The sequence below is a fragment of the Paracraurococcus ruber genome, from assembly GCF_004353985.1.
Classification (GTDB): Bacteria; Pseudomonadota; Alphaproteobacteria; order Acetobacterales; family Acetobacteraceae; genus Paracraurococcus; species Paracraurococcus ruber.
This window is the reverse complement of the sequence record NZ_SMOA01000006.1, coordinates 14064-38402: the sequence shown is the minus strand read 5'-3', so window position 1 is coordinate 38402 and position 24339 is coordinate 14064. Positions and strand designations below refer to the sequence as shown.

The window sequence follows — 24339 nt, the reverse complement described above, 5'->3', positions numbered from 1 at the left end:
GGCGCGTCGCGCACTACTCAGGCGGCGTCCCGCCGGGTGGCGGGCACGGGTTCCACCAGCGCCGAAAGCCGGGCCCGCGCAGCCGCGTCCAGCCCGGTGAAGCGCAGGCGCAGCCGCGGCTCCTCGGGCGGTGTTCCAGCCACCTCGGCCGGCAGGGCCAGGCCGGCCAGCGGGCCGCTGCCGCGCAGCGTCACCCGGCTGCCGCGCGGCAGCATTGGCCCGTCCTGCAGGGCGCAGCCGCCCATGGAAAGGTCGGTCAGCGCCGCCCGCGCGCCCTCCGGCGGCAGCCCGGCGCCATCCACCATCACCGGCAGGGACAGGGCGATGCGCGCCTCGCCGCGCCTATCCACCTCGGGCGCCGCTTCCCGGACGATGCGCACCATGGTCAGCCGCAGCGCCTCCACAGCGTCGCGCGCCAGGCCGCTTGCCTGCCGGACATGGTTGGCACGGGTCCCCACCGCGCCGCTCTCCTGCGCCATGCTGCCGACCCGCGCCGCGGCTTCCTGGGTCGAGTTCGCGGTCTCGGCCACCGCGCGGGAGATCTCCTGCGTCGCGGCGCTTTGCTGTTCCATGGCCGCCGCGATGGCCGCGGCGGCGCCGTCCACCCCCGCGATGGCCGCCGCCATGTCGCGCACCACCGCCACGGCCGCCTCGGTCGCGGCGGACACCTCGGCGACCTCGCGGGCGATCTCTTCGGTCGCCCGCGAGGTCTGGGTGGCCAGCGCCTTCACTTCCCCGGCCACCACGGCGAAGCCCTTGCCGGCCTCGCCGGCGCGGGCCGCCTCGATCGTCGCGTTCAGCGCCAGCAGGTTGGTCTGCGCCGCGATGCCGGAGATGCTGTCGGCGACGCCGCTGATCCGTTCCATGTTCCGCACCAGGGTGGCGATGCGGTCCCGCCCCTCCGCGCCCAGCTGGGTCGCGTTGCGGGTGGCCGCGGTCGCGCCGGCGACCTGCCGGGCGATCTCGCGGATCGAGGCCGTCAATTCCTCGGTGGCCGCCGCCACCGCCTCGACCCCGCGCTGCGCATCGCCGGTGGCCTGGCTGACGGCGGCGCTGTCGCGGGCGACCAGGTCGGCCGAGGCGGCCATCGCCTCGGCATCGTCGGCCATGGTCTGGGCCTGCTGGGCCACGCCATCCACCGCCGCGCCGGCCTCGACCTCCACCCGCTCGGCCATCGCCGTCAGGGCGGCCACGCGCGCCGCATCGGCCGCCGTGCGCTGCTCCGCCTCGGCCAGGCGCAGCCGCTCGGCCTCGGCCAGGGCTTCACGGAACACCGATAGCGCCCGGGCGGTATCACCGATCTCATCCCGTCGGCCGGCATGCGGGATGGCAGCGTCCAGCCTTCCGCCGGCCACCGCCTGGATCGCCCCGGTCACGCCCAGCAGGGGCCGCACCACCGTCCGCAGCACGAACCAGACGAGGCCGATGCCGAGCAGCACGATGCCGGCGCCGAACCGCAGCAGATCGCCTTTCGCCTTGGCGAGGCCTGCCGCGGCGGCATCGGTCGCCGCCTGGGCCTGCGCCGCCTCGCGTTCCCGCAGGGGCGCCATGATGGCGCTCATCGCATTGCCCTCGGTCCGGAAGCGAACCAGCAATTCCTCCACCTCGGTCGCGGCCCGGAGGTAGCGGTCATACCCGTCCGCCCAGGTGGCGAAGACCCGCGCCAGGGGCGCCTGGCTGTCGGGCGCCGCGGCGGCGATCGCCTGCGCCATGGCGGGCAGCCGGGCCGCCGCGCTGGCACGATCTTCCGGTGTCGGCGCGGCGCGGAAGCGCAGCACCGCGATCCGCGCCTCATTGACCGGGTGCTCGGTCGCCAGCCGCAAGCTGGCCGGCAGGCTGGTCACCGCCTCGACCAGCAGCGGCCCGCTGTCATCCATCCGCCGCGCGGCGGCATTCCGCTCGGCGGTGGCGCGTTGCATCTCCCCCCAGGTGGCGGTGTAGGCCTGGCGGGCGCGGTCCAGCCGCTCGAGCCCATCCAGCAGGTCCCGGTCGCGGGCGGCCCGGGCGCGCATCTCGTCCGTGCTGCGGGCCATGGCCGCCAAAAAGCCGTCGGCATTGCGGGCATTGGTGTCGTTCGCCCGCTGCAGCCAGATGTTGATCTGGTTGCGGGCGGCGGTCAGGTCGATCTCCGCCTGGCGGATGGCGCCGAGCCGGGCATTCGCCGCCGCCCCGTCGGCGGCCGAGGTCCCGACCGTGGTGAGTAGGACATGCATGCCGACAGCGCCTGCCACGCAGAGCGAGAGCAGGCTGCCAAGCACCAAGGCCATGCGGGGAAAGAGCGTCATCCGGGACCCAGCCGTATCCGTTTTGGTTCAATCGGACCGGTGATCGCATGCCGCGGTGAAGACGGGGTTTCCGGTGCGGCGCGGCCCAGGCCTCGCCGCCCTGGCGGGACCCATGACCCGGTGCCGATGCCCCGACGCCCGGGCAGCCATGTCTCCCGCCGGATTGGCGTGGCGGCGGCGCGCCCGGAACGACGGCCATGCAGACCAGCAGGCGGCCCGGCCGGCATTGCCCGCGGCGCCTTCCCGTGCAGCCGATGGGGCGACGGGCCGTGTTGCCGGCCGCGCACGGCCCCCGTGTCCGGCGGTGCGGTGCCGCCCCAAGCCGACGCCGCGCCGGGGCGCGCGGCCTGCCCCGCCTATCCGGCGCGCACCAGCCGCACCAGGGCCGAGACATGCTCGGGCGGCGTCACCTTCTCGATCCCATGGCCGAGGTTGAAGATGTAGGGCCGGCCGCGCATGGCGCCGAGGATGCTCCGCGCCTCCGTCTCCAGCGCCATGCCGCCGGCGACCAGCGCCTGCGGGTCCAGGTTGCCCTGCAGCGCCTGGCTGGGCGCCACCGCCTGTGCCGCCCAGCGCAGGTCCATGGTGGTGTCCACCCCCAGCGCCTGGACCCCGGTGCGCTGCGCGTATTCCGCCAGCAGCGGGCCGGCCAGGCGGGGGAAGCCGATGATCGGCACCGTGGTGTTCACCTTGCGGATGTTCCGCACGATCTGCCCGGTCGGCTCGATCACCCAGCGGCGGAACTGGCTGGGCGGCAGGCTGCCGGCCCAGCTGTCGAACAGCATCAGCGCCTCGGCCCCGGCCTCGAGCTGGCCGAGCAGGTAGTCCGTGGTCGCCGTCACCAGGGTGCGGATCAGCGTGCCGAACAGCGCCGGGTCGGCATAGGCCAGGCCCCGCACCGTGGCCCAGTCCCGGCTGCCATGGCCTTCCACCATGTAGCAGGCGACCGTCCAGGGGCTGCCGGCGAAGCCGATCAGCGTGGTCTTCTGCGCATGCGCGTCGAGCGCCGCGCGGACCAGCCGCACCGTCTCCAGGATCGGCGCCGCATTGGCCCGGCAGACCGAGGGATCCAGCGCGCCGATCGCCGCGGCGTCGCGCACCGGCTGCAGCACCGGCCCCTCGCCCTCGGCGAAGCGCAGCGGCTGCCCGAGCGCCCAGGGGACCATCAGGATGTCGGAGAACAGGATGGCGCCATCCATGCCGTAGCGGCGGATGGGCTGGATGGTGACCTCGGCCGCCAGCTCCGGGCTGGTGCAGAGGGCGATGAAGTCGCCGGCCTGGGCCCGCACCTCCCGGTACTCGGGCAGGTAGCGGCCGGCCTGGCGCATCAGCCACATCGGCGGGGGCCAGACCGCTTCCCCGGCCAGGGCGCGCAGCATGGGCTTGGGGGGGGTGGCCGCGCCGGGCATCGGGATGTCGCTCTCCATCGCCCTACTCTCTCGCAAGAAAACAGGAGTCTTGAAAGGTGGGAGTCGAATTAGGGCCTGTGGATGATGTGGAGACAATTGGTTCGCGAACGATCCACAGGCTGGCCCACAGGCGGCGCGGCCGGCGACTCGGTGGAATCACGGGGATAAGCCGGAGTCGCCCGGATTCCGGGTCGCGACCGCCGCGGTTTCCTCCCGCCGGTCGGTCCGCTAAGGACTCGTCAACCTTCTCCCCCGTCCGGCGGCGGGGCGCGCGGGTTTTCCCCATGACTCCCCGATTCACACGCTATTCTCCCGGCCATGCCCACGCGCGCCATCAACCTCCATCTGGTCTCCGACAGCACCGGGGAGACGCTGAACTCCATCGCCCGGGCGACGCTCGCGCGGTTCGAGGACCACCATGTGGTTCATCACCGCTGGAGCCTCATCCGCTCCCGCCTCCAGCTCGACCGCGTGCTGGAAGGCGTGCAGCACGAGCCGGGGCCGGTGCTGTTCACCCTGGTGGACCGCAGCCTTCGGCATGCGCTGGAGGAGGTGTGCGAGCGGCTGGGCGTGCCCTGCCTCTCTGTCCTCGACCAGGTGATGGACCTGCTGCAGGGCCAGATCGGCGCCCAGGCGAAGGAGAAGCGGGCGGCGCAGCATGTGATGGACGCCGATTATTTCCGCCGCATCGACGCCATGCACTACGTGTTGTCGCATGATGACGGCCAGGGCACGGCCGGCATCCATGAGGCGGATGTCTGCCTGGTCGGCGTGTCCCGCAGCAGCAAGACGCCGACCTGCTTCTACCTGGCAAATCGCGGCATCAAGGCGGCGAATGTCCCCATCGTGCCGAACGCGCCGCTGCCGCCCGAGCTCGACTCGCCGCCCTGCCCGGTGGTGGGCCTGACCATCGACGCGCCGGCGCTGATCGAGATCCGCCGCCACCGGCTGCGGCTGATCGGCGCCGACGGGGTGCGGCAGGACACCAACGACTATATCGACCCGGACAGCGTGAAGGCCGAGATCCTGGTCGCCCGCCGGCTCTGCACCGCGCGCGGCTGGCCGGTGATCGACGTCACCCGCCGCAGCATCGAGGAGACGGCGGCGACCGTGCTGCAGCTGATGGAAGCCTGGCACGCCCGGCGCGCCCAGGCGGCGAAGCCGATGCCCAGTCCGGTGCCGGCCTCCGGCACATGAGCCTGCTGCAGCGCACGGCGCCGCCGCTGGTCCTCGCCACCGCTTCCACTGCCCGGCAGGCGGTGCTGCGCGGCGCCGGCCTGGCCTTCACGGCCGAGGCGGCGGCGGTGGACGAGGCGGCGATCAAGGAAAGCGCCCAGGCCGAGGGCATCCCGGTGGAGGATGCCGCCATGCTGCTGGCCGAGGCCAAGGCGCAGCGCATCGCCCGCCGGCACCCGGAGGCACTGGTGATCGGCGCCGACCAGATGCTGGTCTGCGACGGCCGCTGGTTCGACAAGCCGGTGGGGATGGATGGGGCGCGGGCGCATCTGCGGGCGCTGCGCGGCCGGACGCATGAGCTGGTCTCCGCCCTGGTCTGCTGGCGGCAGGGCCAGCGGGTGTGGCAGCACCTGGCGCGGCCGCGGCTGACGATGCGGGACTTCAGCGACGACTTCCTCGAGGCCTATCTGGCGGCGGAGGGGGAGGCGCTGCTGTCCTCGGTCGGCGCCTATCGGCTGGAGGGGCCGGGCGTCCAGCTCTTCTCCCGGGTGGAGGGGGAGCACGCCGCCATCCTCGGCCTGCCGCTGCTGCCGCTGCTCGACTTCCTGCGCCAGCACGGGGTGCTGCTGCGCTGATGCCAGCCGGCGGCAGAGCCATGCCCGCCGCCTGGAACGGGCCGCGGGGCTCGATGGGTTGGATAGGCGAAGATAGACATTCTGATTGACTACAATGTGACAATACACGATCTTGCGAGCATCGCGGCGGCGAGGCCGCCCGTTCCTCGGGATTTCAGCATGTCATTCCAGTCCAGACTGGCCGGTGGATCCCGGCCGGCCGCCGCGTTGCGCGGCCATCTGTCGCTGCTGGAGGAGAACCAGGGCGAGACGCCGTGGTGCGGCCCGGCTGCCCTCGCCCTGGCGACCGGCCGCGGCTATGCCGAGGCCTGCGCCATGCTGCGCACCGTCGCCCCTGCCTGGTACCCGGCGGATGGGCCCATCGTCACGGCCTATTGGCGCGACCTGCTGGCCGGGCTGGACCTGGCCGGCATCGCGCATGGGCCGGTGGCGCTGCCGGCGAAGCGGCAGAGCCTGATCCGCTTCGCCCGCGGCGACCTGGCCGCCGGGTGGTACCTGCTGCGCATCACCGACCATTTCCTGCTGCTGCGCAGCTATGGCTTCGGCTTGGCGACCCTGTATGACAACCGTCACACCGGGGTGCTGGTCGGCCGCGCCACGCATGGCCTGCGACACGTCACCCATGCGGTGCGCCTGACGGATGCCCTCGGCTGAACCACGACGGCCCTGGCATCGCCCTGGCGGATCGCGCTCAGGCCTGAACGCCGCACCGCTGAATCTCCTTGGCTGCCGGGCGGAGCCACGCCGCTCCGCAATGCGCTCTACTCCGGCCGCATGACCATCCCCTCCAGCGACCGAAGCCTGGTGCCGCTGCCGGCATCGCCATGGGTCGAGAGCAGCGGCGTGCCGCCGACCCGCAGCGTCCGCTCGGCCTCGGCGAGGTTCAGCAGCACCAGCAACCCGCGGCCACCGTCCGGATCCCGGCGTTCGTAGCGGAGCAAATCGCCCTCCGCCGCCACCGCGGCGATGGGCCCGAGCGACAGGGCCGGTTCCCGCCGCCGCAGCATCAGCAGGTCCCGGTAGAGCCGGAGCATGGACCCGGGGTCGCGCGCCTGGGCCGTCGCATGCAGCGGACGATGCGCCTCCCCCAGCGGCAGCCAGGGCGTCCCGGTGGTGAAGCCCGCCTGCGCCGTGCCGTCCCAGGGCATCGGCGTGCGGACCGGGTCGCGCCCCAGGCCAAGGCCGGGCACGCGCTTCTCCCACGGGTCCTGCACCAAGCCGGGCGGGATCGGCACGTCGGTGAGCCCAAGCTCCTCCCCCTGGTAGAGGGTGGGCGTGCCGCGCAGCGTCAGCAGCAGCATGGCGGCGATGCGGGCCTGCCGTGGCCCGAGGCGGCTGGCGACGCGGCTGCGGTCATGGTTGCCGAGCACCCAGTTCGGCCAGGCCCCTTCCGGCAGCGCCGCTTCGTAGCGGGCGATCAGGTCGGCGATGGCTGGGGCGGACCAGGGCGTGGAGAGCAGGTGGAAGTTGAAGGGCAGGTGGAAGCCCGACAGGTCCACGCCGTAATAGGCCATGAGCCGGTCGATCGGCAGATAGGCTTCGCCGATGAGCAGCCTTTCCCCGGGATAGAGGTCTGCCAGGCGGCGCATGGCGGCGACCGCCCCCTGTACCTCCGGCTGGTCCATGGTGTGGGTGCGGAGGACGCGGCGCGCCGGCGACATGCCGTCCCGCCAGGCCGGGTTGGGCGGGTTGTCGCGGAGCGAGGCATCCTCGAACAGGTGGTGGATCGCATCCACCCGGAAGCCATCCACGCCACGGTCCAGCCAGAAGCGCAGCACGTCCAGCATGGCGTCCTGCACCGCCGGGTTGCGCCAGTTCAGGTCTGGCTGCTGCGGCAGATAGGCATGGTAGAAATACTGGCCCGTCGCCGCGTCCAGCGTCCATGCGGCACCGCCGAATTCGCTGCGCCAATTGTTCGGCGGGCCGCCATCAGGCGCCGGCTCCCGCCAGATGTACCAGTCCCGCTTGGGGTTCTCGTGCGACGCCCGGCTGTCCAGGAACCAGGGATGCGTGTCCGCCGTGTGGTTCGGCACGTAGTCGAGGATGACGCGCAAACCCCGCTCATGCGCTGCGGCGACCAGCCGGTCGAAATCCGCCAGCGTGCCGAAGGCCGGGTCCACGCCGCGATGATCGGCCACGTCATAGCCGAAATCCGCCATGGGCGAAGGATAGAAGGGCGAGATCCAGACCGCGTCCACGCCGAGCGCGACGAGGTGGTCCAGCCGCGCCGCGATCCCCGGCAGGTCGCCGATGCCGTCGCCGTCGCTGTCCTGGAAGCTGCGCGGATAGACCTGGTAGATGACCGCGGATTGCCACCAGCGCGCCATGCGGCTCAGCCCCGCGCCAGCGGCGAGCGGTCGTATTGCGCCAGCAGGTCGGCCGGGTCGCGGTAGAGCGCGATGCAGCCGGCGCCGCGCAGATCCCCGGGCGGGAAGCCGCCGCAGAGCAGGCCGATGGTCCGCAGCCCGGCCTTCCCCGCGGCCTCGGCATCGTAGGGCGAATCGCCCACCACGATCGCCGCCCGCGGGTCCGCGCCATCCAGCGCCGCCTGGAAGATGTCCGGATGCGGCTTCGACCTCTCGGCATCCTCCGAGCTGGTCGCCCCGTCCACCAGGTCCTGGATGCCGAGCAGCGCCTTGTAGCGCTCCAGCTCATCCGGCTTGCCGGAGGAGGCGAGGACGATGCGCCGCCCATCCGCGCGCAGCCGGCGGAACAGGTCGGCGACGCCGGGGAAGCCGCGGACCGTCCCGATCATCTCCCGCATGTAGAGCTGTTTGCGGAAGGCCTCCATGTCCTCGCCATGCCGCTCCACCTCCTCCCGCGGCAGGAAGACGGGCATGAGCTGGTCGCCGCCCTTGCCGATCTGGCTGCGCACCGCATCGAAGGCGACCTCACGCCCGAAATGCCGGAAGCAGCGCACCCAGCTTTCGGCATGCAGGTCCACCGTATCCACCAGCGTGCCGTCCACGTCGAAGAGGACCATGCTGATCATTCGTCACCTCATCCCCGGTCGGAAATGCGCAGCGGTCGTGGGGCGCCGCAGCCGCGGTGGCGGCGGGCGCCGTCGCGGCCACGACCCGGCCCGACCCGCGGCGTGGGGGCCGCACATCGCAGCGCCCGATTGGCTGCCGCCGCATGGCGCGCCGCGCCCGTCATGCCCGGCGCCCCCAACATTCCGCGCGGTCGTGCCGGCCGGGCGACGGGTGACGAAGCTTGACGCCGTGGTCCCGCACTGCGTCGCCGTCGCGGATCGGGCAGCGGCGCGCGCGGCCGTGGCGGGCGGCATCGGGCAGGTCCGACTCCGCCTTCGCCGCGCCGGCCGGCCGCAGGTGGCATGGCCGGCGACCCTTCCCTCTGTCATGCCTGGGCAACGCTGGCGGCACGGAAAAGACCCTGGCCACCGCCGAGGTTTATCCCCCTTCCCCGGTGGGCGTCACGGCGGCGTGAGCCGGGACAGCACCGCCGCCGTCCGGCGGGCCGGCGGGTGCCGACAAGGCGGCCGCCCCGAACCCAAGCCCGTCATCCTCGTTCTGCGCACCGGCGGCCGGGTGGATCGACCCAGCCGATACTCCCGCAGAAGGAACGACCCGATGGATCGACGCGGCATCCTGCTCGGCTCGGCCGGGCTCGCGGCCCTGGCGCTCAGCCCGCGGCTGGCCCTGGCGCAGGTGCGGACGGTGCCCACCGTCTCCGGCACCGAATACCTGGCGAAGACGCTGATGGGCGGCACGCTGGCGACGCAGGCCAGCACCCTGGCCCTGGAACGGGCACAGAACCCGAAGGTGAAGCAGTTCGCCGGCTTCGAGATCGCCGAGCAGACGGCGCTGGCGCAGGTCCTGACCAATTCGGAGAATCCGCGGCCGGTGCCGCTGGATGCCGACCACATGGCGGTGCTGAAGACGCTGCAGTCGCAGACCGGGGCGGCCTTCGACCGCGCCTTCATCCTCAGCCAGATCCAGCAGCACCAGGCGTTGCTGCTGACGCAGCAGGGCTATCTGGAGAACACCAACCGCAGCACGGACACGCAGCACATCGCCGTGCTGGCCCGCATGTCCATCCAGCAGCACCTGACGATGCTGCAGGAAATCCAGATGATGCTGACCTGAGGCGACGGAGGCCGCGGCGCCGCGGCCCCCTTCCGCTAGAGCGGTTTCCGTTCGCCATGGCTCACGGCAACCGCTCTAGTCATTTGAATCGACGAGCATCCTCACCCGATCAGGTGATTTCACTGATCGGGATCTGCTCTAACCCGCGGCGTCGAGCCCTTCCAGGATCTTCGGCGGCGACATCGGCAGGCTGTAGAAGCGGGTGCCGAGCGCGTCGTAGACCGCGTTGGCGATGGCGGCCAGCGGCGGGACGATCGGCGCTTCCCCCACCCCCCGCACGCCCTGCGGATGCTTGGGGTTCGGGATCTCCAGCATCAGCGGCTCGATCATCGGCACGTCGGAGCAGACCGGCATGCGGTAATCGAGGAAGCCGGCATTATCCAGCCGGCCCTGCTTGTCGTACAGGTATTCCTCGCTCAGCGCCCAGCCGATGCCCTGCACCACGCCGCCCTGGATCTGGCCTTCCACGTAGCTGGGATGCAGCGCGCGGCCGACATCCTGCGCCGCGGTGTAGCGCAGCACCCGGACGATGCCGAGATCGACGTCCACCTCCACATCCACCACATGCGTGGCGAAGCCGGGATCGGCGCCGGTGGTGTTCAGCTGCACGCCGGCGCCGATGGGCCCGCCCATCTCGTTCGCCTTCGCCGCCAGTTCCTTCAGGCTCAGCGGCGGGAACTGGCCGGCATTCGGGCCGGCCGGCCGTGCCTCGCCATTCTCCCAGGTCACCGCCTCCGGGTCGATCTTCCAGATCTTCGCCGCGCGTTCCTTCAGCTGGCCGATCACCTTTTCGGCGGACTGCGTCACCACCATGGCGGAGGCGAAGGTGACGCGGCTGCCGCCGGTGAGGTTGGAGAAGCCGATGGAAGCGGTGTCGCCGATCTGCACGGAGACGCGGCCATGGTCGATCCCCAGCAGCTCCGCCGTGACATTGGCGATGGAGGCGCGGGATCCGCCGACATCCGGGTGGCCGGTCGTCACCAGGACATTGCCGTCCTCGGAGATGTTCAGCTGCGCCGAGGATTCGCCGCCCGCATTGTACCAGAAGCCAGAGGCGACGCCGCGGCCGCGCTTCACGCCCGGGCGCGGGTTGCGGTCGAGCGGCGCCTTGGTGTGCTCGTGGTTCTGGACCGCCTCGATCGTCTCCTCGAAGGTGACCTTGCCGAAGGTGGCGCCATAGGCCGCCTTGGTGCCGGGCTTCGCGCTGTTCTTCAGCCGGATCTCAAGGCGGTCCATGCCGAGTTTCTCGGCGATCTCGTCCAGCACGCATTCGGCAGCATAGGCGCCGAGCGGCGCGCCCGGGGCGCGATAGGCCGCGACCTTGGAGCGGTTGGAGACGACCTCGTAGCCGACCGAGAGGACATGCGGGATGTCGTAGGGCGCGAAGGCGCAGCCGACCGGCCCGCGCAGCGGCCCGCCGGGCAGGCAGCCCGCCTGGATGTAGAAGGTGCCCTGCGCCGCGACGATGGTGCCGTCCTTCTTCGCGCCGATCTTCACCGTGCTGAAGGAGCCCGAGGTGGGGCCGGTCGCGCGCATCACCTCGTCCCGCGACATCACCATCTTCACCGGGCGGCCGGACTTCTTCGACAGGATCAGCGCCAGCGGCTCGAGGTAGATGATGGTCTTGGCGCCGAAGCCGCCGCCGATCTCGGCCGGGATGGCCTTGATGTGGCTCTGCGGCACGCCGGTCAGCAGCGACGTCATCGCCCGGACCATGAACTGGCCCTGCGAGCTGCTCCAGATCGTCGCGCGGCCATCGGCGGCGTAGCTGACCGTGCAGGCCTGCGGCTCGATATAGCCCTGGTGGACCGGCCGGGTGCGGAAGGTCCGCTCGATCACGACATCCGCCTGGGCGAAGCCTGCCTCCACGTCGCCCAGCTTCGCCGTCATCGTGGCGGAGATGTTGGAAGGCTTGTCCTGGAACTTCAGGAAGTCATGCAGGATCGGCGCGTCCGGCCTGATCGCGTCCTCGATCTCGATGACATGCGGCAGGGGCTCGTACTGCACCTCGATCAGCGCGCAGGCAGCGGCCGCCACCTCCTCGTTGATGGCGGCGACGGCGGCCACCGGGTGGCCGTGGAACAGCGCCTTCTCCCGCGCCATCACGTTGCGGCACATCCAGCGCATGTCCTGGATGCCCAGCATGACCGACTTGTCGAGCGGGAATTCGACGATGTCCTTCGCCGTCACCACCGCCTTCACGCCCGGCAGCGCCTCGGCCTTGCTCGTGTCGATGGACAGGATGCGCGCATGGGCATGCGGGCTGCGCAGCACCTTGCCCCAGATCATGCCGGGCATGGTGTTGTCGGCGGCATAGGCGGCGCGGCCGGTCACCTTGTCCGCCCCGTCCGGGCGGACGGTGCGCGTGCCGATCCACTTGTTGTCCTCGACCTGCAGCTTGTCGGTGATGACGTTCATGCCACGGTCTCCCGCATCTCGGCGGCGGCTTCCAGCACCGCGCGGACGATCTTGTCGTAGCCGGTGCACCGGCAGAGATTGCCGGCCAGGCCGAAGCGCACCTCGGTCTCGGTCGGGTCGGGGTTCTTCTCCAGCAGCGCCCTGGCCGCGATCAGCACGCCCGGCGTGCAGATGCCGCATTGCAGCGCCGCCATCTCCAGGAATTTCCGCTGCAGCGGGTGCAGCGCCTCGCCCTGCGCCATCCCCTCGATGGTGCCGATCTCGGTGCCCTCGGCCTCGACCGCCAGCATCAGGCAGGCGCAGACCAGGCGGCCATCCACGGTGATGGAACAGGCGCCGCAATCGCCGGTGCCGCAGCCTTCCTTGGTGCCGGTCAGGCCGAGCGTGTTGCGCAGCACCTCCAGCATGCTCTTGTCGGGGTCGCAGAGGAATTCCGCGGGCTCGCCATTGATGCTGGCGGTGACATGGACCTTCGGCATGGCGTTCGGCTTCCCCCTCAGTTCCCCTGGGCGCGCTGGGCCGCGACGGCGGCGGTGCGCTTCAGCAGCACGCCGGCGACCCTGGTGCGGTAGGCGATGGTGCCGCGCTTGTCGTCGATGGGCTTGCAGGCGGCGCGGCAGGCGGCCGCCGCCGCCTCCAGCGCCGCATCCTCCAGCCGGGTGCCGAGCAGCGCCTTCCCGGCATCCTCGACCAGCCGCACGGTGGGCGCGACGGCGCCGAGCGCGACGCGCGCCGCGGTCACGATGCCGCCCTGCATCGTCAGGTTCACCCCGCATCCGACCACCGCGATGTCCATCTCGGTCCGCGGGATCATGCGCAGATAGGCATCGCCGGCACCGGCCGGGCGGGCGGTCAGGGTGAAGCTGACCAGGATCTCGCCCGGCGCCAGGGTGGTGCGGCCCGGCCCGGCCGGCACCTGCTCCACCGGGATCTCCCGCCGGCCCTGCGGGCCCTGGAGGGTGACGACGGCGCCGGCGGCGACCATGGCCGGCACGCTGTCGGCGGCGGGCGACCCGTGGCAGAGATTGCCGCCCGGCGAGCAGCGGCCCTGCACCTGCTTGGAGCCGATGAGGTTCACCGCCTCCAGCACGCCGGGCCAGGCCTTGCCGAAGCGCGGATGCTCGGCCATCGCCGCGCCGCTGACCGCCGCGCCGATGCGGAAGCCGCCATCGGGCAGGTCCGCGATCTCGGTCATCTCGGCGATCTTCTTGATGTCCACGATCACGCCCGGCTTCAGGATGCCGTTGCGCATCTGCACCAGAAGGTCGGTGCCGCCCGCCAGGATGCGGGCTGCGCCCTGCGCCGCGGCGAAGGCGCTCACCGCCTCCTCCAGCGTGCGAGGCGCCAGGTATCGGACGTCCGTCATGGCTGATTCCCAGATCGTTCCCGTGCCCCCGCGGGGGCTTGCACGGATGCTAGGATGCGCCTTGCGGTCGGGCTAGCCCCCCGGTTCGGACGACCGACCTGCCGGCCCGGCCTCAGCCCCGCAGCAGGCCGGCGACGAAGCCTTCCAGCCAGGGCTGCCGGGTGCGGTGGGTGCGGGCGGCGTGCAGCACGGCGCGCACCGCGGCGACGGTCGCGGCGAACTCCTCGTTCACCAGCACATGGTCGAATTCGTGCCAGTGCTCCATCTCGGTCCGCGCGGCGACCATGCGGCGGGCGATCTCCTCCTCCGCATCCTGGCCGCGGCCGCGCAGCCGGCGTTCCAGCTCCGTCAGGCTCGGCGGCAGCAGGAAGATGCCGACGACGTCCTGCGGCATCGCCGCCTTGAGCTGCCGGTGGCCCTGCCATTCGATGTCGAACAGCACATCCCGCCCCTCGGCCAGGGCCTGTTCCACGGGCGCCCGCGGGGTGCCGTAGCTGCGGCCGAGGAAGCTGGCATGTTCCAGGAACTCCCCGGCGGCGACGCCCTCGGCGAACTCGCCGGGCGTGCGGAAGAAATAGTGCACCCCCTCCTGCTCCCCGGGCCGTGGCGCCCGGGTGGTGGCGCTGACCGACAGGGACAGCGCCGGCTCGCTCTCCAGCAGGGCGCGGGAGACGCTGGTCTTGCCGCCGCCCGGCGCGGAGGCGAGGACGAGGCAGATGCCTCGCCGGGTGGCGACAGGGGACACCGTCCGGCTCACGCTCCGGCCTCCCGGCCCGTCACTCGACATTGGCCGCCTGCTCCCGCAGCCGCTCGATGGCCGCCTTCAGGTCCAGCCCGATCCGCGTCAGCGGGACGGAGGCCGACTTCGAGCAGAGCGTGTTCGCCTCCCGAACGAATTCCTGCACCAAGAAGTCCAGCTTGCGGCCGGCACCCTCCCCGGCCGCGAGCAGGGCGCGGGCAGCCTCGATATGTGCCGAAAGCCTGTCCAGCTCTTCCCGCACGTCGGATTTCTGCGCCAGCAGCGCCACCTCCTGCGCCAGGCGCTCGGGCGGGATGCGGGCCGGACCGGCCTCCCCCAGCAGGGCCGAAAGCTGGTCCAGCAGGCGGCTGCGCTGCGCCTCCGGCTGGCCGGCGGCCTCCGTGGCGGCGGCGTCCCGCAGGGCGGCGATCTCCTCCAGCAGGGATGCCAGGATGGCCTGCAGCCTGGCGCCCTCGGCCGCGCGGGCGGCGGCCAGGCCGGCCAGCGCCTGGTCATAGGCGGCGGCCAGCGCGGTGCGCTTCGCCGCCTCCTGCGCCTCGTCCGGCTCCGCCTGCTCGGCCCGCAGCACGCCGGGCAGGGCCAGCAGCGCCTCCGGCCGCGGCGGCGCGGCGCCGGGGATGCGCTTGGCCAGGTCCAGCGCCAGGGCCAGTGCCTGGTCCAGCGCCGCCGGGTCCGCCGCCAGCCTCGGCCGCTCCGCCCGCGCCAGGGTCAGGTTGGCGGAGACGTTGCCGCGCTTCAGGCGCTTCGCCGTCGCGTCCCGCAGCGCGGGTTCCAGCGCGTCCTGGCCATTCGGCAGCCGCAGCCGCAAGTCCAGGCCGCGGCCGTTCACGCTGCGGAGTTCCCAGGCGAAGGCGGTGCCGTCCGGCAGCGTGCCGCTCTCGCGCGCGAAGCCGGTCATGCTCATAAGGGTGCCCATCGGGGCGGTTTGTCCCGCCGAAGGGGGCCGGATGCAAGCGATGGTGAGGGCCGGGCGCTATCCCTGGCGGCATGTGCTGGTCACCGGCGCCTCCTCCGGCATCGGGCGTGCCCTGGCCCTGGCCTGCGCCGCGCCGAGGGTGACGCTGCATCTGGGCGGCCGGGATGCCGGGCGGCTGGCGGAAACCGCCGCCGCCTGCGCCGAAGCGGGGGCCGAGGCGCACCCGCGCGCCGTCGATGTACGGGACCAGGCGGCGATGGCGGGCTGGATCGGCGGGGCGGGGCGGCTCGACCTGGTCATCGCCAATGCCGGCGTCTCGGCCGGCACCGGCGGCAGCACGGAACCCGCCGACCAGGCCCGTGCCATCTTCGAGACCAATGTGACGGGGGTGCTGAACACCGCCCTGCCCGCCATCGCCGCCATGGCCGGGCAGGAGCCCGGCCCGGACGGGGTGCGCGGGCGCATCGCCGTCCTCGCTTCCATCGCCGCCTTCGTCGCGGTGCCGGGGGCGCCGGCCTATTGCGCCAGCAAGTCGGCGGTGCAGCGCTGGGCGGAGGCGCTGGACGCCACCGAACGGCAGCGGGGCATCCGGCTGCACGCGGTCTGCCCCGGCTATATCCGCACGCCGATGACGGCGGCGAATGCCTTCCCGATGCCGCTGCTGATGGAGCCGGAGGCGGCGGCGCGGCGCAGCCTGGACGGGATCGCCGCCGGGCGGCTGCGGATCGCCTATCCGCTACCGGTCTATCTGGCGGCGCGGCTGGCCGGCGCGCTGCCGCCCGGCCTGCGGGCGGCGCTGTTCCGGGCGGCGCCGGCCAAGGGGAAGATGCTGCCGCGGGTGGGGTAGCGCGGCCTGCCCCGACGCGACGCGGGCCGCCACCGGCCCCGGGGAGGCTATGCGCCCGTGGGGAAAGGCCGGGGCCGGGCGACGCCCGGCCGCGGGCGCATGTCGCGGCAGCCGGTCCCGGGGTGGGCGGCGCCTGTCGCCGCAGCCCGCCGGTCAGGTCGGCGGCCAAGGACGCTGCTGGTCCGTCCCCTACGCCGCCCGCGGCCAAGGCCCGGCACGGAGGAAGGTCAGCAGGGCCCCCGCCGGACCGCCGCTTGGGCCGCCGCTCAGCCCTGCTGCGGCGCCCCGGCCTGGGTCGCGCCCGGCTGGACCATGCTGGCGCCGGCCGGGCGGGAGGCGGCATCCGCCCCGGCGGCCTGGGCCGCCGCGCGGCGCCGGCGGCCGGCCCGCTTGGCCAGCAGGTTCAGCCCCTCCACCGCCGCGGCGAAGGCCATGGCGACATAGACGAAGCCCTTCGGGACATGGAAGCCCAGCCCTTCCGCCACCAGCACCATCCCGATCATCACCAGGAAGGCAAGGGCCAGCATCACCACGGTGGGGTTGCGCTCCATGAAGCGGGACAGGGCATCCATGGACAGCAGCATGGCCAGGACGGAGACGACGATGGCCGTGGCGATCACCCAGAATTCCCGGGTCAGCGCCACCGCCGCCAGGATGCTGTCCACCGAGAAGACCATGTCGAGCAGCAGGATCTGGAAGACGCTGGGCCAGAACAGCGCCGTCGCGGCATTCGCGGCCTGGGTGTCGGCCTGGCTCTCGGGGTCCACCCGGTGGTGGATCTCCATCACCGCCTTGCCGATCAGGAACAGCCCGCCCGCCAGCAGGATCAGGTCCTTGCCGGAGATCTCCATGCCCGCGACCGTGAACAGCGGCCGGGTCAGGGTCAGCAGCCAGGTGGTGCCGGCCAGCATGGCGAAGCGCATCAGCACCGCCAGGCCGAGGCCGATGCGTCGCGCGCTCACCCGCTGGTGCTCCGGCAGTCGGTTCGACAGGATCGCGATGAAGACCAGGTTGTCGATGCCCAGCACCACCTCCATCCCGATCAGGGCGAAGAGGGCGACGGCGAGTTCGGCGTCCATTGCAACTATGTCCCGGCTTTCCGCCGCGTAACGCGGCGCAACGCCGCGCGTTGCCGGGCTTGGAACGGCTTCGCGGCGCCCCAACTGCGACAGCAGTCCTGACGGAGTTCCCGCCCTTGGGCCCCCTCGGCCAGCTTCTCCTCGGCCTCCGCCTGGCACGGCGGGAGCTGCGCGGCGGCATCCGCTCGCTTCGCATCGTCCTTGCCTGCCTGGCGCTGGGCGTCGCCGCCATCGCCGCGGTCGGCACCCTGCGCGCGGCGATCGAGGCAGGGCTGGCCGCCGATGGCGCCCGGATCCTGGGCGGCGATGTGGAGGTGCGCAGCGGCAACCGCCCGATGCCGCCCGAGGCCCGCGCCCTGGTCGAGGCCCGCGGCGGCCGCGTCTCCGAGGTCGTCACCCTCCGCTCCATGCTGGTCGCCCCCTCCGGCGAGCGGATGCTGGTGGAGGTGAAGGCGGTGGACGGGCCCTACCCGCTCTATGGCGCGCTCGATCTCGACCCGCCCGGGCCGCTGGCGACGGCGCAGGAGGCGAATGCCGTTCCCATCCTGCAGGGCAGCCCGGCCGAGGAGGCGGCGCTGAACCTGCCGCGCGTCGCGCTGGACCCGCTGGTGATCGAGCGGCTGGGGCTGGCCATCGGCGACCGGGTCCGGATCGGCGAGGCGGAGTTCCGCGTCGCCGCCCGGGTGGTGGCGGAACCGGACAAGGCCACCACCCCTGCCTTGTTCGGCCCGCGCGCCCTGATCACGCGGGCCATGCTCGACCGCACCCGGCTGCTGCAGCCCGGGGCGCTGGTGAACCATGACCTGCGGGTCCGGCTGCCGGAGGGGACGCCGCGCGCCCGCTTCGCCGCCGACCTGCGGCGCGACTTCGCCCAGGAGGGCTGGCGCATCCGCACCGCCGACCAGGCGGAGCCGGGGGTGAACCGCTTCCTCGACCGCGCCGCATCCTTCCTGATCCTGGCCGGCCTCACCGCCCTGCTGGTCGGCGGCATCGGCGTGGCGACCGGGGTGCGCGGCTGGCTGGACGCCCGGGCGCGGTCCATCGCCACGCTGCGCTGCCTGGGCGCCCCGGCCTCCACCATCTTCCTGACCTACCTGCTGCAGGTGCTGGCGCTGGCCGGCCTCGGCATCGGCCTCGGGCTGCTGGCCGGGTATGGGCTGACCTGGGCGGCGGCGCAGGCCCTGTCGGGCTCGCTGCCCGTGCCGCCGCGGCTGGCGCCCTATCCGGCGCCGCTGGCGCTGGCGGCGCTCTACGGGCTGCTGACGGCGCTCGCCTTCGCGCTCTGGCCGCTCGGCCGTGCCGCCCGCATCTCCGGCGCCGCGCTGTTCCGGGATGCGGTGCAGCCGGCCGGCGCCAGGCCCGGCTGGGGCGTGCTGGCGCTGAATGCGCTGGCCGCCCTCGCCCTCATCGGGCTGATCGTGCTGACCTCCGGCGACCCGCGCTTCGCCCTGGGCTTCTGCGGCGCCGCCATCGCCGCGCTGCTGTTGTTCCGCGGCGGCGCCTGGGGGCTGGCGGCCCTTGCCCGGCGGCTGGCGCATCTGCGGCGGCCGGCGCTCCGCCTCGGCCTCGCCAACCTGCACCGGCCGGGGGCGCCGGCGGCGCTGCTGGTCGTCTCCCTCGGCATCGGCCTGACCACCCTGGCCGCCATCGCCCAGATCGAGGGCAATCTGCGCCGGCAATTGGCGGCCGAGATGCCCGGCCGCGCCCCCAATTTCTTCTTCATCGACATCCAGTCGGACCAGGCGCAGCGCTTCGACCAGGTGGCGCTCGGCCTGCCGGGGGTGACGGAGGTCAAGCGGGTCCCGAGCCTCCGTGCCCGGGTGGTCGCGGTGAAAGGAGTGCCGGCGGAGCGGGCGCAGGTGACCGAGGAGACCGCCTGGGCACTGCGCGGCGACCGCGGCCTGACCTATGCCGCGACGCCGCCCGAGGGTTCGAGGCTGGTCGCGGGACAATGGTGGGCGCCCGACTACCGCGGCGACCCGCTGCTGTCCTTCGATGCCGCCATCGCCCGCGGCTGGGGGGTGGGCATCGGCGACGTGATCACGGTGAACGTGCTGGGGCGCGACATCGACCTGCGCATCGCCAACCTGCGCGCGGTGGACTGGCGGGGGCTGGGCATGAACTTCACCCTCATCGCCTCCCCCGGCCTGCTGGAGGCGGCGCCGCACACCCACATCGCCACCGTCCGGGGCGATGCGGCGCAGGATGCCGCGGTGCTGCGGGCCCTGACCGACGCCTTCCCCAACAGCTCCGGCATCCGGGTGCGGGATGCGCTGGAGGCGGTGGCGGGCATCCTGGGGCGGGTCGGCACCGCCCTGACCGCCACCGGCAGCCTGACCCTGCTGGCCGGCGCCCTGGTGCTGGCCGGCGCCGTGGCGGCCGGCCAGCGGCAGCGGGTGCGGGACGCCGTCATCCTCAAGACGGTCGGCGCGACCAGGGCGCAGATCCGGGCCGCCTGGCTGGTGGAATATGCCCTGATCGGCCTGGTTGCCGGGACGCTGGCGGCCGTGATGGGCAGCCTGGCCTCCTGGGCGGTGGTCGCGCTGGTCATGCGGGCGGAATGGGTGCTGCTGCCGGGTACGCTGGCCGCCACCATCCTGGGCTGCGCGGCGCTGACGCTGCTCTGCGGCCAGGTCGGCACCGCGCTGGCGCTGCGGGCCCGGCCGGGCCCGCTGCTGCGGAACGAGTGAGCCCAGGGCCCGCGGCGTCCGGCCGCGGGCTTGCGCGCCGGGATTCGCCGGTCGCCGACCGTGCCGGGCATGGGCACCGCCCGCGGCCGCTGATCGTCCGCGCGCTGGTCACCCTTCGTGACATGAAACGGCAACCACGCCACACTACATCACGGCTGTTGGCGGCCCCCGCCCGCCGGCGTGGTTACGGCAATCCGGCGCACGGATTCCCATTGCGCAGGATTACAAACCCTCCATAATATGGACACCGCGGGGATCACCCCCTTTGGGAGGTTCGAGACACCTATGGCCCTTCAACCCGACTATCGATACCAGACGGGTGCGCCAGGCTGGGGTCGCGTCGCGACGGCCGACGCGGCCGCCGTCGATGCCGGGCTCCGGGCGTATATGCTCCGGGTCTACAACTGGATGGCCTCGGGGCTGCTGCTGACCGGCATCGTCGCGCTGGCGGTCGTCACCGTGCCCGCGCTGCAGGAGCTGTTCTACAGCGCCGCCCGTACCCCGTCCGGCCGCATCGTCATGCAGCCGACGATCCTGTTCTGGGTCGTCTCGCTGTCGCCGCTGGCCTTCATGCTGGTCCTCAGCTTCGGCTACAACAAGCTGAGCAAGACCACGGCGCAGGCCCTGTTCTGGGCCTTCTGCGTCTGCATGGGCGCCAGCCTCAGCAACCTGGCGTTCCGCTACACCGGCGCCAGCATCGGCAGCACCTTCTTCATCTGCGCCGCCATGTACGCCTCGGTCAGCCTCTACGGCTACACGACCAAGGCGGATCTGACGCGGATGGGCAGCTTCATGATGATGGGGCTGATCGGCATCCTGATCGCCGGCATCGTGAACATCTTCCTCGCCAGCTCGGCGCTGCAGTTCGCCATCAGCCTGATCGGCGTGGTGGTGTTCCTCGGCCTGACGGCGTTCGACACCCAGCGGATCAAGGCGGACTACATCGAGTACGCCTATGCCGAGGGGACGGAGGAGGCCGGCAAGCGGTCCGTGATGGATGCGCTCGGCCTCTACCTGAACTTCATCAACCTGTTCCAGATGCTGCTGCAGCTGGTTGGCGTGCGGCAGTCCGACAACTGATCCGACGCCCATCGGGCAGTGCGGATCCGGCCCCGGGGACCCTTCCCCGGGGCCTTTTTCGTTGCAACCGGCCGCCGTGCCGCGCCGAATCCACGGCGGAAGCGGATCGCGGCGGGCCAGGCACGGCACGGGGCGTCCCCGCCCGAGTCAGCCCGTCCGGAGCCCTGGCCATGAGCAGCCGCCCACCCCTGCCCCCCTTCACTGCCGAGACCGCGGCGCAGAAGGCACGCGCCGCCGAGGATGCCTGGAACAGCCGCGACCCGGACCGCGTGGCCCTGGCCTATACCGAGGACAGCCGCTGGCGGAACCGCGCCGAGTTCTTCGCCGGCCGCGCCGCCATCGCCGCCTTCCTCCGCCGCAAATGGGCGCGGGAGCTGGAGTACCGGCTGATCAAGGAGGTCTGGGCCTGGGAAGGCAACCGGATCGCGGTCCGCTTCGTCTATGAATGGCACGACGACAGCGGGCACTGGTTCCGCAGCCACGGGAACGAGAATTGGCAGTTCGACGCGAACGGGCTGATGGCCGAGCGCCATGCCAGCATCAACGATGTCCCGATCGCCGAGGCGGACCGGCTGTTCCGCTGGCCGGCGCCCGGGCCGCGGCCGGCCGACCACCCGGGCCTGACCGCGCTGGGGCTGTGACCGGCGGCGGCGCATGAGCGAGCAACCCCACCGCCACGGCGCGCCGCACCCGCATCGCCATGCCCACGACCATGACGGCCCGGGCAGCGGCCATCACGACCACGGCCATGACCATTCGGGCCACGACCATGGCCCGGGCGGCCACCACCACGGCCCGATGCCGGGGGAGCGCGGCTTCGTCCCCGCCATCGGCCTCAACCTCGGCTTCGTGGTGCTGGAGGTGGCGGCGGGGCTGCTTGGCGGCTCGCTCGCCCTGCTGGCCGATGCCGGCCACAACCTGTCCGACGTGCTCGGCCTGGTGCTCGCCTGGATCGCCGCCCGGCTGACCCGCCGCCTGCCCACCGGCCGCCGGACCTATGGCTGGCACCGCGGGACCATCCTGGCGGCGCTGGCCAATGCCATGCTGCTGCTGGTCGCGGTCGGCGCCATCGCGCTCGAATCCATCCGGCGGCTGATCGAGCCGGCGCCGGTCGAGACCGGGCTCATGCTCTGGGTCGCCGCCGCCGGCATCGTCGTGAACGGCGGTACCGCCCTGTTCTTCGCCCGGGGGCGGGAGGCCGACCTGAACCGCCGCGGCGCCTATCTGCACCTGCTCGCCGATGCCGGCGTTTCCGCCGGCGTGGTGCTGGGCGCGCTGCTGATCGGCGCCACCGGCTGGCTCTGGGTGGACCCGGTGCTCGGCCTGGTCATCGCCGGCGTCATCCTGCTGGGCACCTGGGGCCTGCTGCGGGAAAGCGTGGACCTGGCCATGGACGCCGTCCCGCGCGGCATCGACCCGGCGGCGGTGCAGGAATTCCTCGCCGCCCAGCCCGGCGTGCAGGAGGTGCATGATCTGCACATCTGGGCCCTGTCCACCACCGAGACGGCGCTGACCGCCCATCTGGTCCGCCCGGGCGGGGCTGACGACGCCTTCCTTGCCGGCCTCTGCGGCGCGCTGCGATCCCGCTTCGGCATCGGCCACAGCACCTTGCAGGTGGAAAGCGGCGATCCGGCGCATTCCTGCGCCCTGGCCCCGGCGCATACGCTGTAACGCCGCCCGCGCTCACAACCCGGCCCGCTCCCCCGCGTTCGGCACAGGACGGCCCCCGCAGCAAGGCCGAGACCCGACCGCATCCGGATCGGCTCATCCGGATGCGGGACGACGCTCCGCCAACAATGAGGAGGGCAGGCCGCGCGCGCGCAGGCGGGCGCGGCGTGCTCTCGGGAGGAACCCCGGCATGCGCGCACTGGTATGGCACGGCAAGCAGGACATCCGCTGCGACAACGTTCCCGATCCGCGGATCGAACAGCCGCGCGACGCGATCATCAAGGTCACGTCCTGCGCGATCTGCGGCTCCGACCTTCATCTGTACGACAACTTCATGCCCGGCATGAAGAACGGCGACATCATGGGCCATGAGACCATGGGCATCGTCGAGGAGGTGGGGCCGGACTGCCGTGGCCTGAAGAAGGGCGACCGCGTCGTCATCCCCTTCACCATCATCTGCGGCGACTGCGACCAGTGCAAACGCGGCAATTTCAGCGTCTGCGAGCGGTCCAACCGCAACAAGGACATGGCCGACAAGGTCTTCGGCCACACCACCGCCGGGCTGTTCGGCTACACCCACCTGACCGGCGGCTATCCCGGCGGGCAGGCGGAATACCTGCGCGTGCCCTTCGCCGACAAGACGCATATCAAGGTGCCGCAGAGCCTGACGGACGAGCAGGTGCTGTTCCTGTCCGACATCTTCCCGACCGGCTGGCAGGCCGCCGTGCAGTGCGACATCCAGCCGGAGGACACGGTGGCGATCTGGGGCTGCGGCCCGGTCGGCCAGATGGCGATCCGCAGCGCCATCCTGCTCGGCGCCCGCCAGGTGATCGCCATCGACTGCGTGCCCGAACGCCTCTCGATGGCCGCCGCCGGCGGCGCCACCACCATCAATTTCGAGACCGAGAGCACGGTCGAGCGGCTGAACGAGCTGACCAAAGGCAAGGGGCCGGAGAAATGCATCGACTGCGTGGGGCTTGAGGCGCACGCCACCGCCACGCTGGACAGCATCTATGACCGCGCCAAGCAGGCGGTGATGCTGGAGACCGACCGGCCGCATGTGCTGCGGGAGATGATGTATGTCTGCCGCCCGGCCGGCGTGCTCTCCATCCCCGGCGTCTATGGCGGGCTGGTCGACAAGATCCCCTTCGGCATGGCCATGAACAAGGGCCTGACCTTCCGCATGGGCCAGACGCATGTGAACCGTTGGAGCGACGACCTGCTTCGCCGCATCGAGCAGGGGCAGATCGACCCGTCCTTCGTCATCACCCACCGCATCGGGCTGGAACAGGGGCCGGAGATGTACAAGACCTTCCGCGACAAGCTGGACAGCTGCATCAAGGTGGTGATCCGGCCATGAGGCGCGCCGACAGGACGCTCGGTGTCGCCCGCGGCCTCGGCTGGTTCAGCATCGGCCTCGGCGTGGTGGAACTGCTGGCGCCGCGCGCGCTGGCCCGCGGCCTCGGCCTGCGCGGGCAGGAAGGGCTGATCGCCGGCTACGGCGCGCGGGAGATCGCAACCGGCATCGGCATCCTGGCCTCACGCGACCCGACGCCCTGGATCTGGGGCCGCGTCGCCGGCGATGCGCTCGACCTCGGTACGCTGGCGACGGGGCTGGGCCGCCGGCGCGGCGGCGCCGGCGTCGCGCTGGCCGCCGTCGCCGGCGTCACGCTGCTGGACGTGCTCTGCGCCCGGGCGCTCTCCAGCCGCCGGGAACGCCAGCCCGTCCGCAGCTTCGCCGACCGGCGCGGCATGCCGAAAACGCCCGGGCAGATGCGCGGCGCGGCGAGCGACTTCGAGGTGCCGAAGGATTTCCGCATCCCGGAGGCGCTGAGGCCGTGGACGTCCGCGGCGTGAGGAGGGCGCTGCCCTCCTCACACTCCTCCCGCCAAAGGCCGAAGGGC

At 72.4% G+C, this 24339-nt stretch carries 21 protein-coding genes; 11 read left to right on the top strand and 10 right to left on the bottom strand.

Translation table 11 applies throughout. From position 1 onward, the window contains the following. Positions 1 to 17: 17 nt before the first annotated feature. Both E2C05_RS02965 and hemE read right to left on the bottom strand, forming a co-directional pair. Complete coding sequence (locus E2C05_RS02965; RefSeq protein WP_133218108.1) at positions 18 to 2267, bottom strand: methyl-accepting chemotaxis protein; 2250 nt, start codon at positions 2265 to 2267, stop codon at positions 18 to 20. Positions 2268 to 2641: 374 nt separating this feature from the next. After that, positions 2642 to 3712, bottom strand: coding sequence for a uroporphyrinogen decarboxylase (gene hemE, locus E2C05_RS02960; RefSeq protein WP_133218107.1), 1071 nt, complete (start codon positions 3710 to 3712; stop codon positions 2642 to 2644). A gap of 300 nt (positions 3713 to 4012) precedes the next feature. On the opposite strand from hemE, the gene E2C05_RS02955 reads away from it, so the two are divergent. From E2C05_RS02955 to E2C05_RS02945, 3 genes are all read left to right on the top strand, one after another. Continuing rightward, a complete protein-coding gene (locus E2C05_RS02955; protein ID WP_133218106.1) occupies positions 4013 to 4891 on the top strand; it encodes a pyruvate, water dikinase regulatory protein in 879 nt (292 codons plus the stop codon). Next, entirely contained in the window at positions 4888 to 5505 is a 618-nt protein-coding gene (locus tag E2C05_RS02950) for a Maf family protein (protein ID WP_133218105.1), read from the top strand. The genes E2C05_RS02955 and E2C05_RS02950 overlap by 4 nt, the downstream gene beginning before the upstream one ends. A 159-nt stretch (positions 5506 to 5664) precedes the next feature. After that, on the top strand, positions 5665 to 6159 hold the full coding sequence (locus E2C05_RS02945; protein WP_133218104.1) for a hypothetical protein: 495 nt from the start codon (positions 5665 to 5667) through the stop codon (positions 6157 to 6159). Positions 6160 to 6266: 107 nt separating this feature from the next. Here the strand turns inward: E2C05_RS02945 and E2C05_RS02940 are convergent, their stop codons facing one another. Together E2C05_RS02940 and E2C05_RS02935 are read right to left on the bottom strand one after the other, a co-directional pair. Further along, positions 6267 to 7832: an alpha-amylase family glycosyl hydrolase gene (locus E2C05_RS02940; protein WP_133218103.1), complete on the bottom strand. Its 1566-nt coding sequence runs from the start codon at positions 7830 to 7832 to the stop codon at positions 6267 to 6269. 5 nt (positions 7833 to 7837) lie between these two features. Continuing rightward, complete coding sequence (locus E2C05_RS02935; protein ID WP_200305177.1) at positions 7838 to 8497, bottom strand: HAD family hydrolase; 660 nt, start codon at positions 8495 to 8497, stop codon at positions 7838 to 7840. Between the two features lie 598 nt (positions 8498 to 9095). On the opposite strand from E2C05_RS02935, the gene E2C05_RS32780 reads away from it, so the two are divergent. Then, entirely contained in the window at positions 9096 to 9611 is a 516-nt protein-coding gene (locus tag E2C05_RS32780) for a DUF4142 domain-containing protein (RefSeq protein ID WP_158291914.1), read from the top strand. Between the two features lie 138 nt (positions 9612 to 9749). Here E2C05_RS32780 and E2C05_RS02925 read toward each other — a convergent pair whose 3' ends face one another. The 5 genes from E2C05_RS02925 to E2C05_RS02905 form a co-directional block, all read right to left on the bottom strand. Further along, the gene (locus E2C05_RS02925; RefSeq protein WP_133218101.1) at positions 9750 to 12029 is read right to left on the bottom strand and encodes a xanthine dehydrogenase family protein molybdopterin-binding subunit; all 2280 of its coding nucleotides are present in this window, start codon (positions 12027 to 12029) and stop codon (positions 9750 to 9752) included. Then, a complete protein-coding gene (locus tag E2C05_RS02920; RefSeq protein ID WP_133218100.1) occupies positions 12026 to 12508 on the bottom strand; it encodes a (2Fe-2S)-binding protein in 483 nt (160 codons plus the stop codon). Before E2C05_RS02920 ends, E2C05_RS02925 begins: the two co-directional genes overlap by 4 nt. A gap of 17 nt (positions 12509 to 12525) precedes the next feature. After that, entirely contained in the window at positions 12526 to 13395 is an 870-nt protein-coding gene (locus E2C05_RS02915) for an FAD binding domain-containing protein (RefSeq protein ID WP_133218099.1), read from the bottom strand. Between the two features lie 112 nt (positions 13396 to 13507). Next, a complete protein-coding gene (gmk, locus tag E2C05_RS02910) occupies positions 13508 to 14182 on the bottom strand; it encodes a guanylate kinase (RefSeq protein WP_133218098.1) in 675 nt (224 codons plus the stop codon). Continuing rightward, entirely contained in the window at positions 14172 to 15071 is a 900-nt protein-coding gene (locus tag E2C05_RS02905; RefSeq protein WP_240046533.1) for a YicC/YloC family endoribonuclease, read from the bottom strand. The genes gmk and E2C05_RS02905 overlap by 11 nt, the downstream gene beginning before the upstream one ends. A 40-nt stretch (positions 15072 to 15111) precedes the next feature. On the opposite strand from E2C05_RS02905, the gene E2C05_RS02900 reads away from it, so the two are divergent. Continuing rightward, complete coding sequence (locus E2C05_RS02900; RefSeq protein WP_133218097.1) at positions 15112 to 15918, top strand: SDR family NAD(P)-dependent oxidoreductase; 807 nt, start codon at positions 15112 to 15114, stop codon at positions 15916 to 15918. A 266-nt stretch (positions 15919 to 16184) separates the two neighbouring features. Here the strand turns inward: E2C05_RS02900 and E2C05_RS02895 are convergent, their stop codons facing one another. Continuing rightward, on the bottom strand, positions 16185 to 16997 hold the full coding sequence (locus E2C05_RS02895; protein WP_133218096.1) for a TerC family protein: 813 nt from the start codon (positions 16995 to 16997) through the stop codon (positions 16185 to 16187). Between the two features lie 116 nt (positions 16998 to 17113). On the opposite strand from E2C05_RS02895, the gene E2C05_RS02890 reads away from it, so the two are divergent. The 6 genes from E2C05_RS02890 to E2C05_RS02865 all read left to right on the top strand — a co-directional run bounded on the left by E2C05_RS02890 (position 17114) and on the right by E2C05_RS02865 (position 24292). Further along, a complete protein-coding gene (locus E2C05_RS02890) occupies positions 17114 to 19687 on the top strand; it encodes an ABC transporter permease (RefSeq protein WP_240046532.1) in 2574 nt (857 codons plus the stop codon). A 285-nt stretch (positions 19688 to 19972) separates the two neighbouring features. Further along, positions 19973 to 20767: a Bax inhibitor-1/YccA family protein gene (locus E2C05_RS02885; protein ID WP_133218095.1), complete on the top strand. Its 795-nt coding sequence runs from the start codon at positions 19973 to 19975 to the stop codon at positions 20765 to 20767. A 170-nt stretch (positions 20768 to 20937) separates the two neighbouring features. Further along, positions 20938 to 21408, top strand: a complete 471-nt coding sequence (locus tag E2C05_RS02880) for a nuclear transport factor 2 family protein (protein ID WP_133218094.1) — start codon at positions 20938 to 20940, stop codon at positions 21406 to 21408. A gap of 13 nt (positions 21409 to 21421) precedes the next feature. Then, the gene (locus tag E2C05_RS02875; RefSeq protein ID WP_133218093.1) at positions 21422 to 22438 is read left to right on the top strand and encodes a cation diffusion facilitator family transporter; all 1017 of its coding nucleotides are present in this window, start codon (positions 21422 to 21424) and stop codon (positions 22436 to 22438) included. 187 nt (positions 22439 to 22625) lie between these two features. After that, positions 22626 to 23795 carry a zinc-dependent alcohol dehydrogenase gene (locus E2C05_RS02870; protein ID WP_133218092.1) on the top strand — a complete coding sequence of 390 codons (1170 nt, stop codon included), beginning with the start codon at positions 22626 to 22628 and terminating at the stop codon, positions 23793 to 23795. Next, positions 23792 to 24292, top strand: coding sequence for a hypothetical protein (locus E2C05_RS02865; protein WP_133218091.1), 501 nt, complete (start codon positions 23792 to 23794; stop codon positions 24290 to 24292). Before E2C05_RS02870 ends, E2C05_RS02865 begins: the two co-directional genes overlap by 4 nt. Positions 24293 to 24339: the final 47 nt, after the last annotated feature.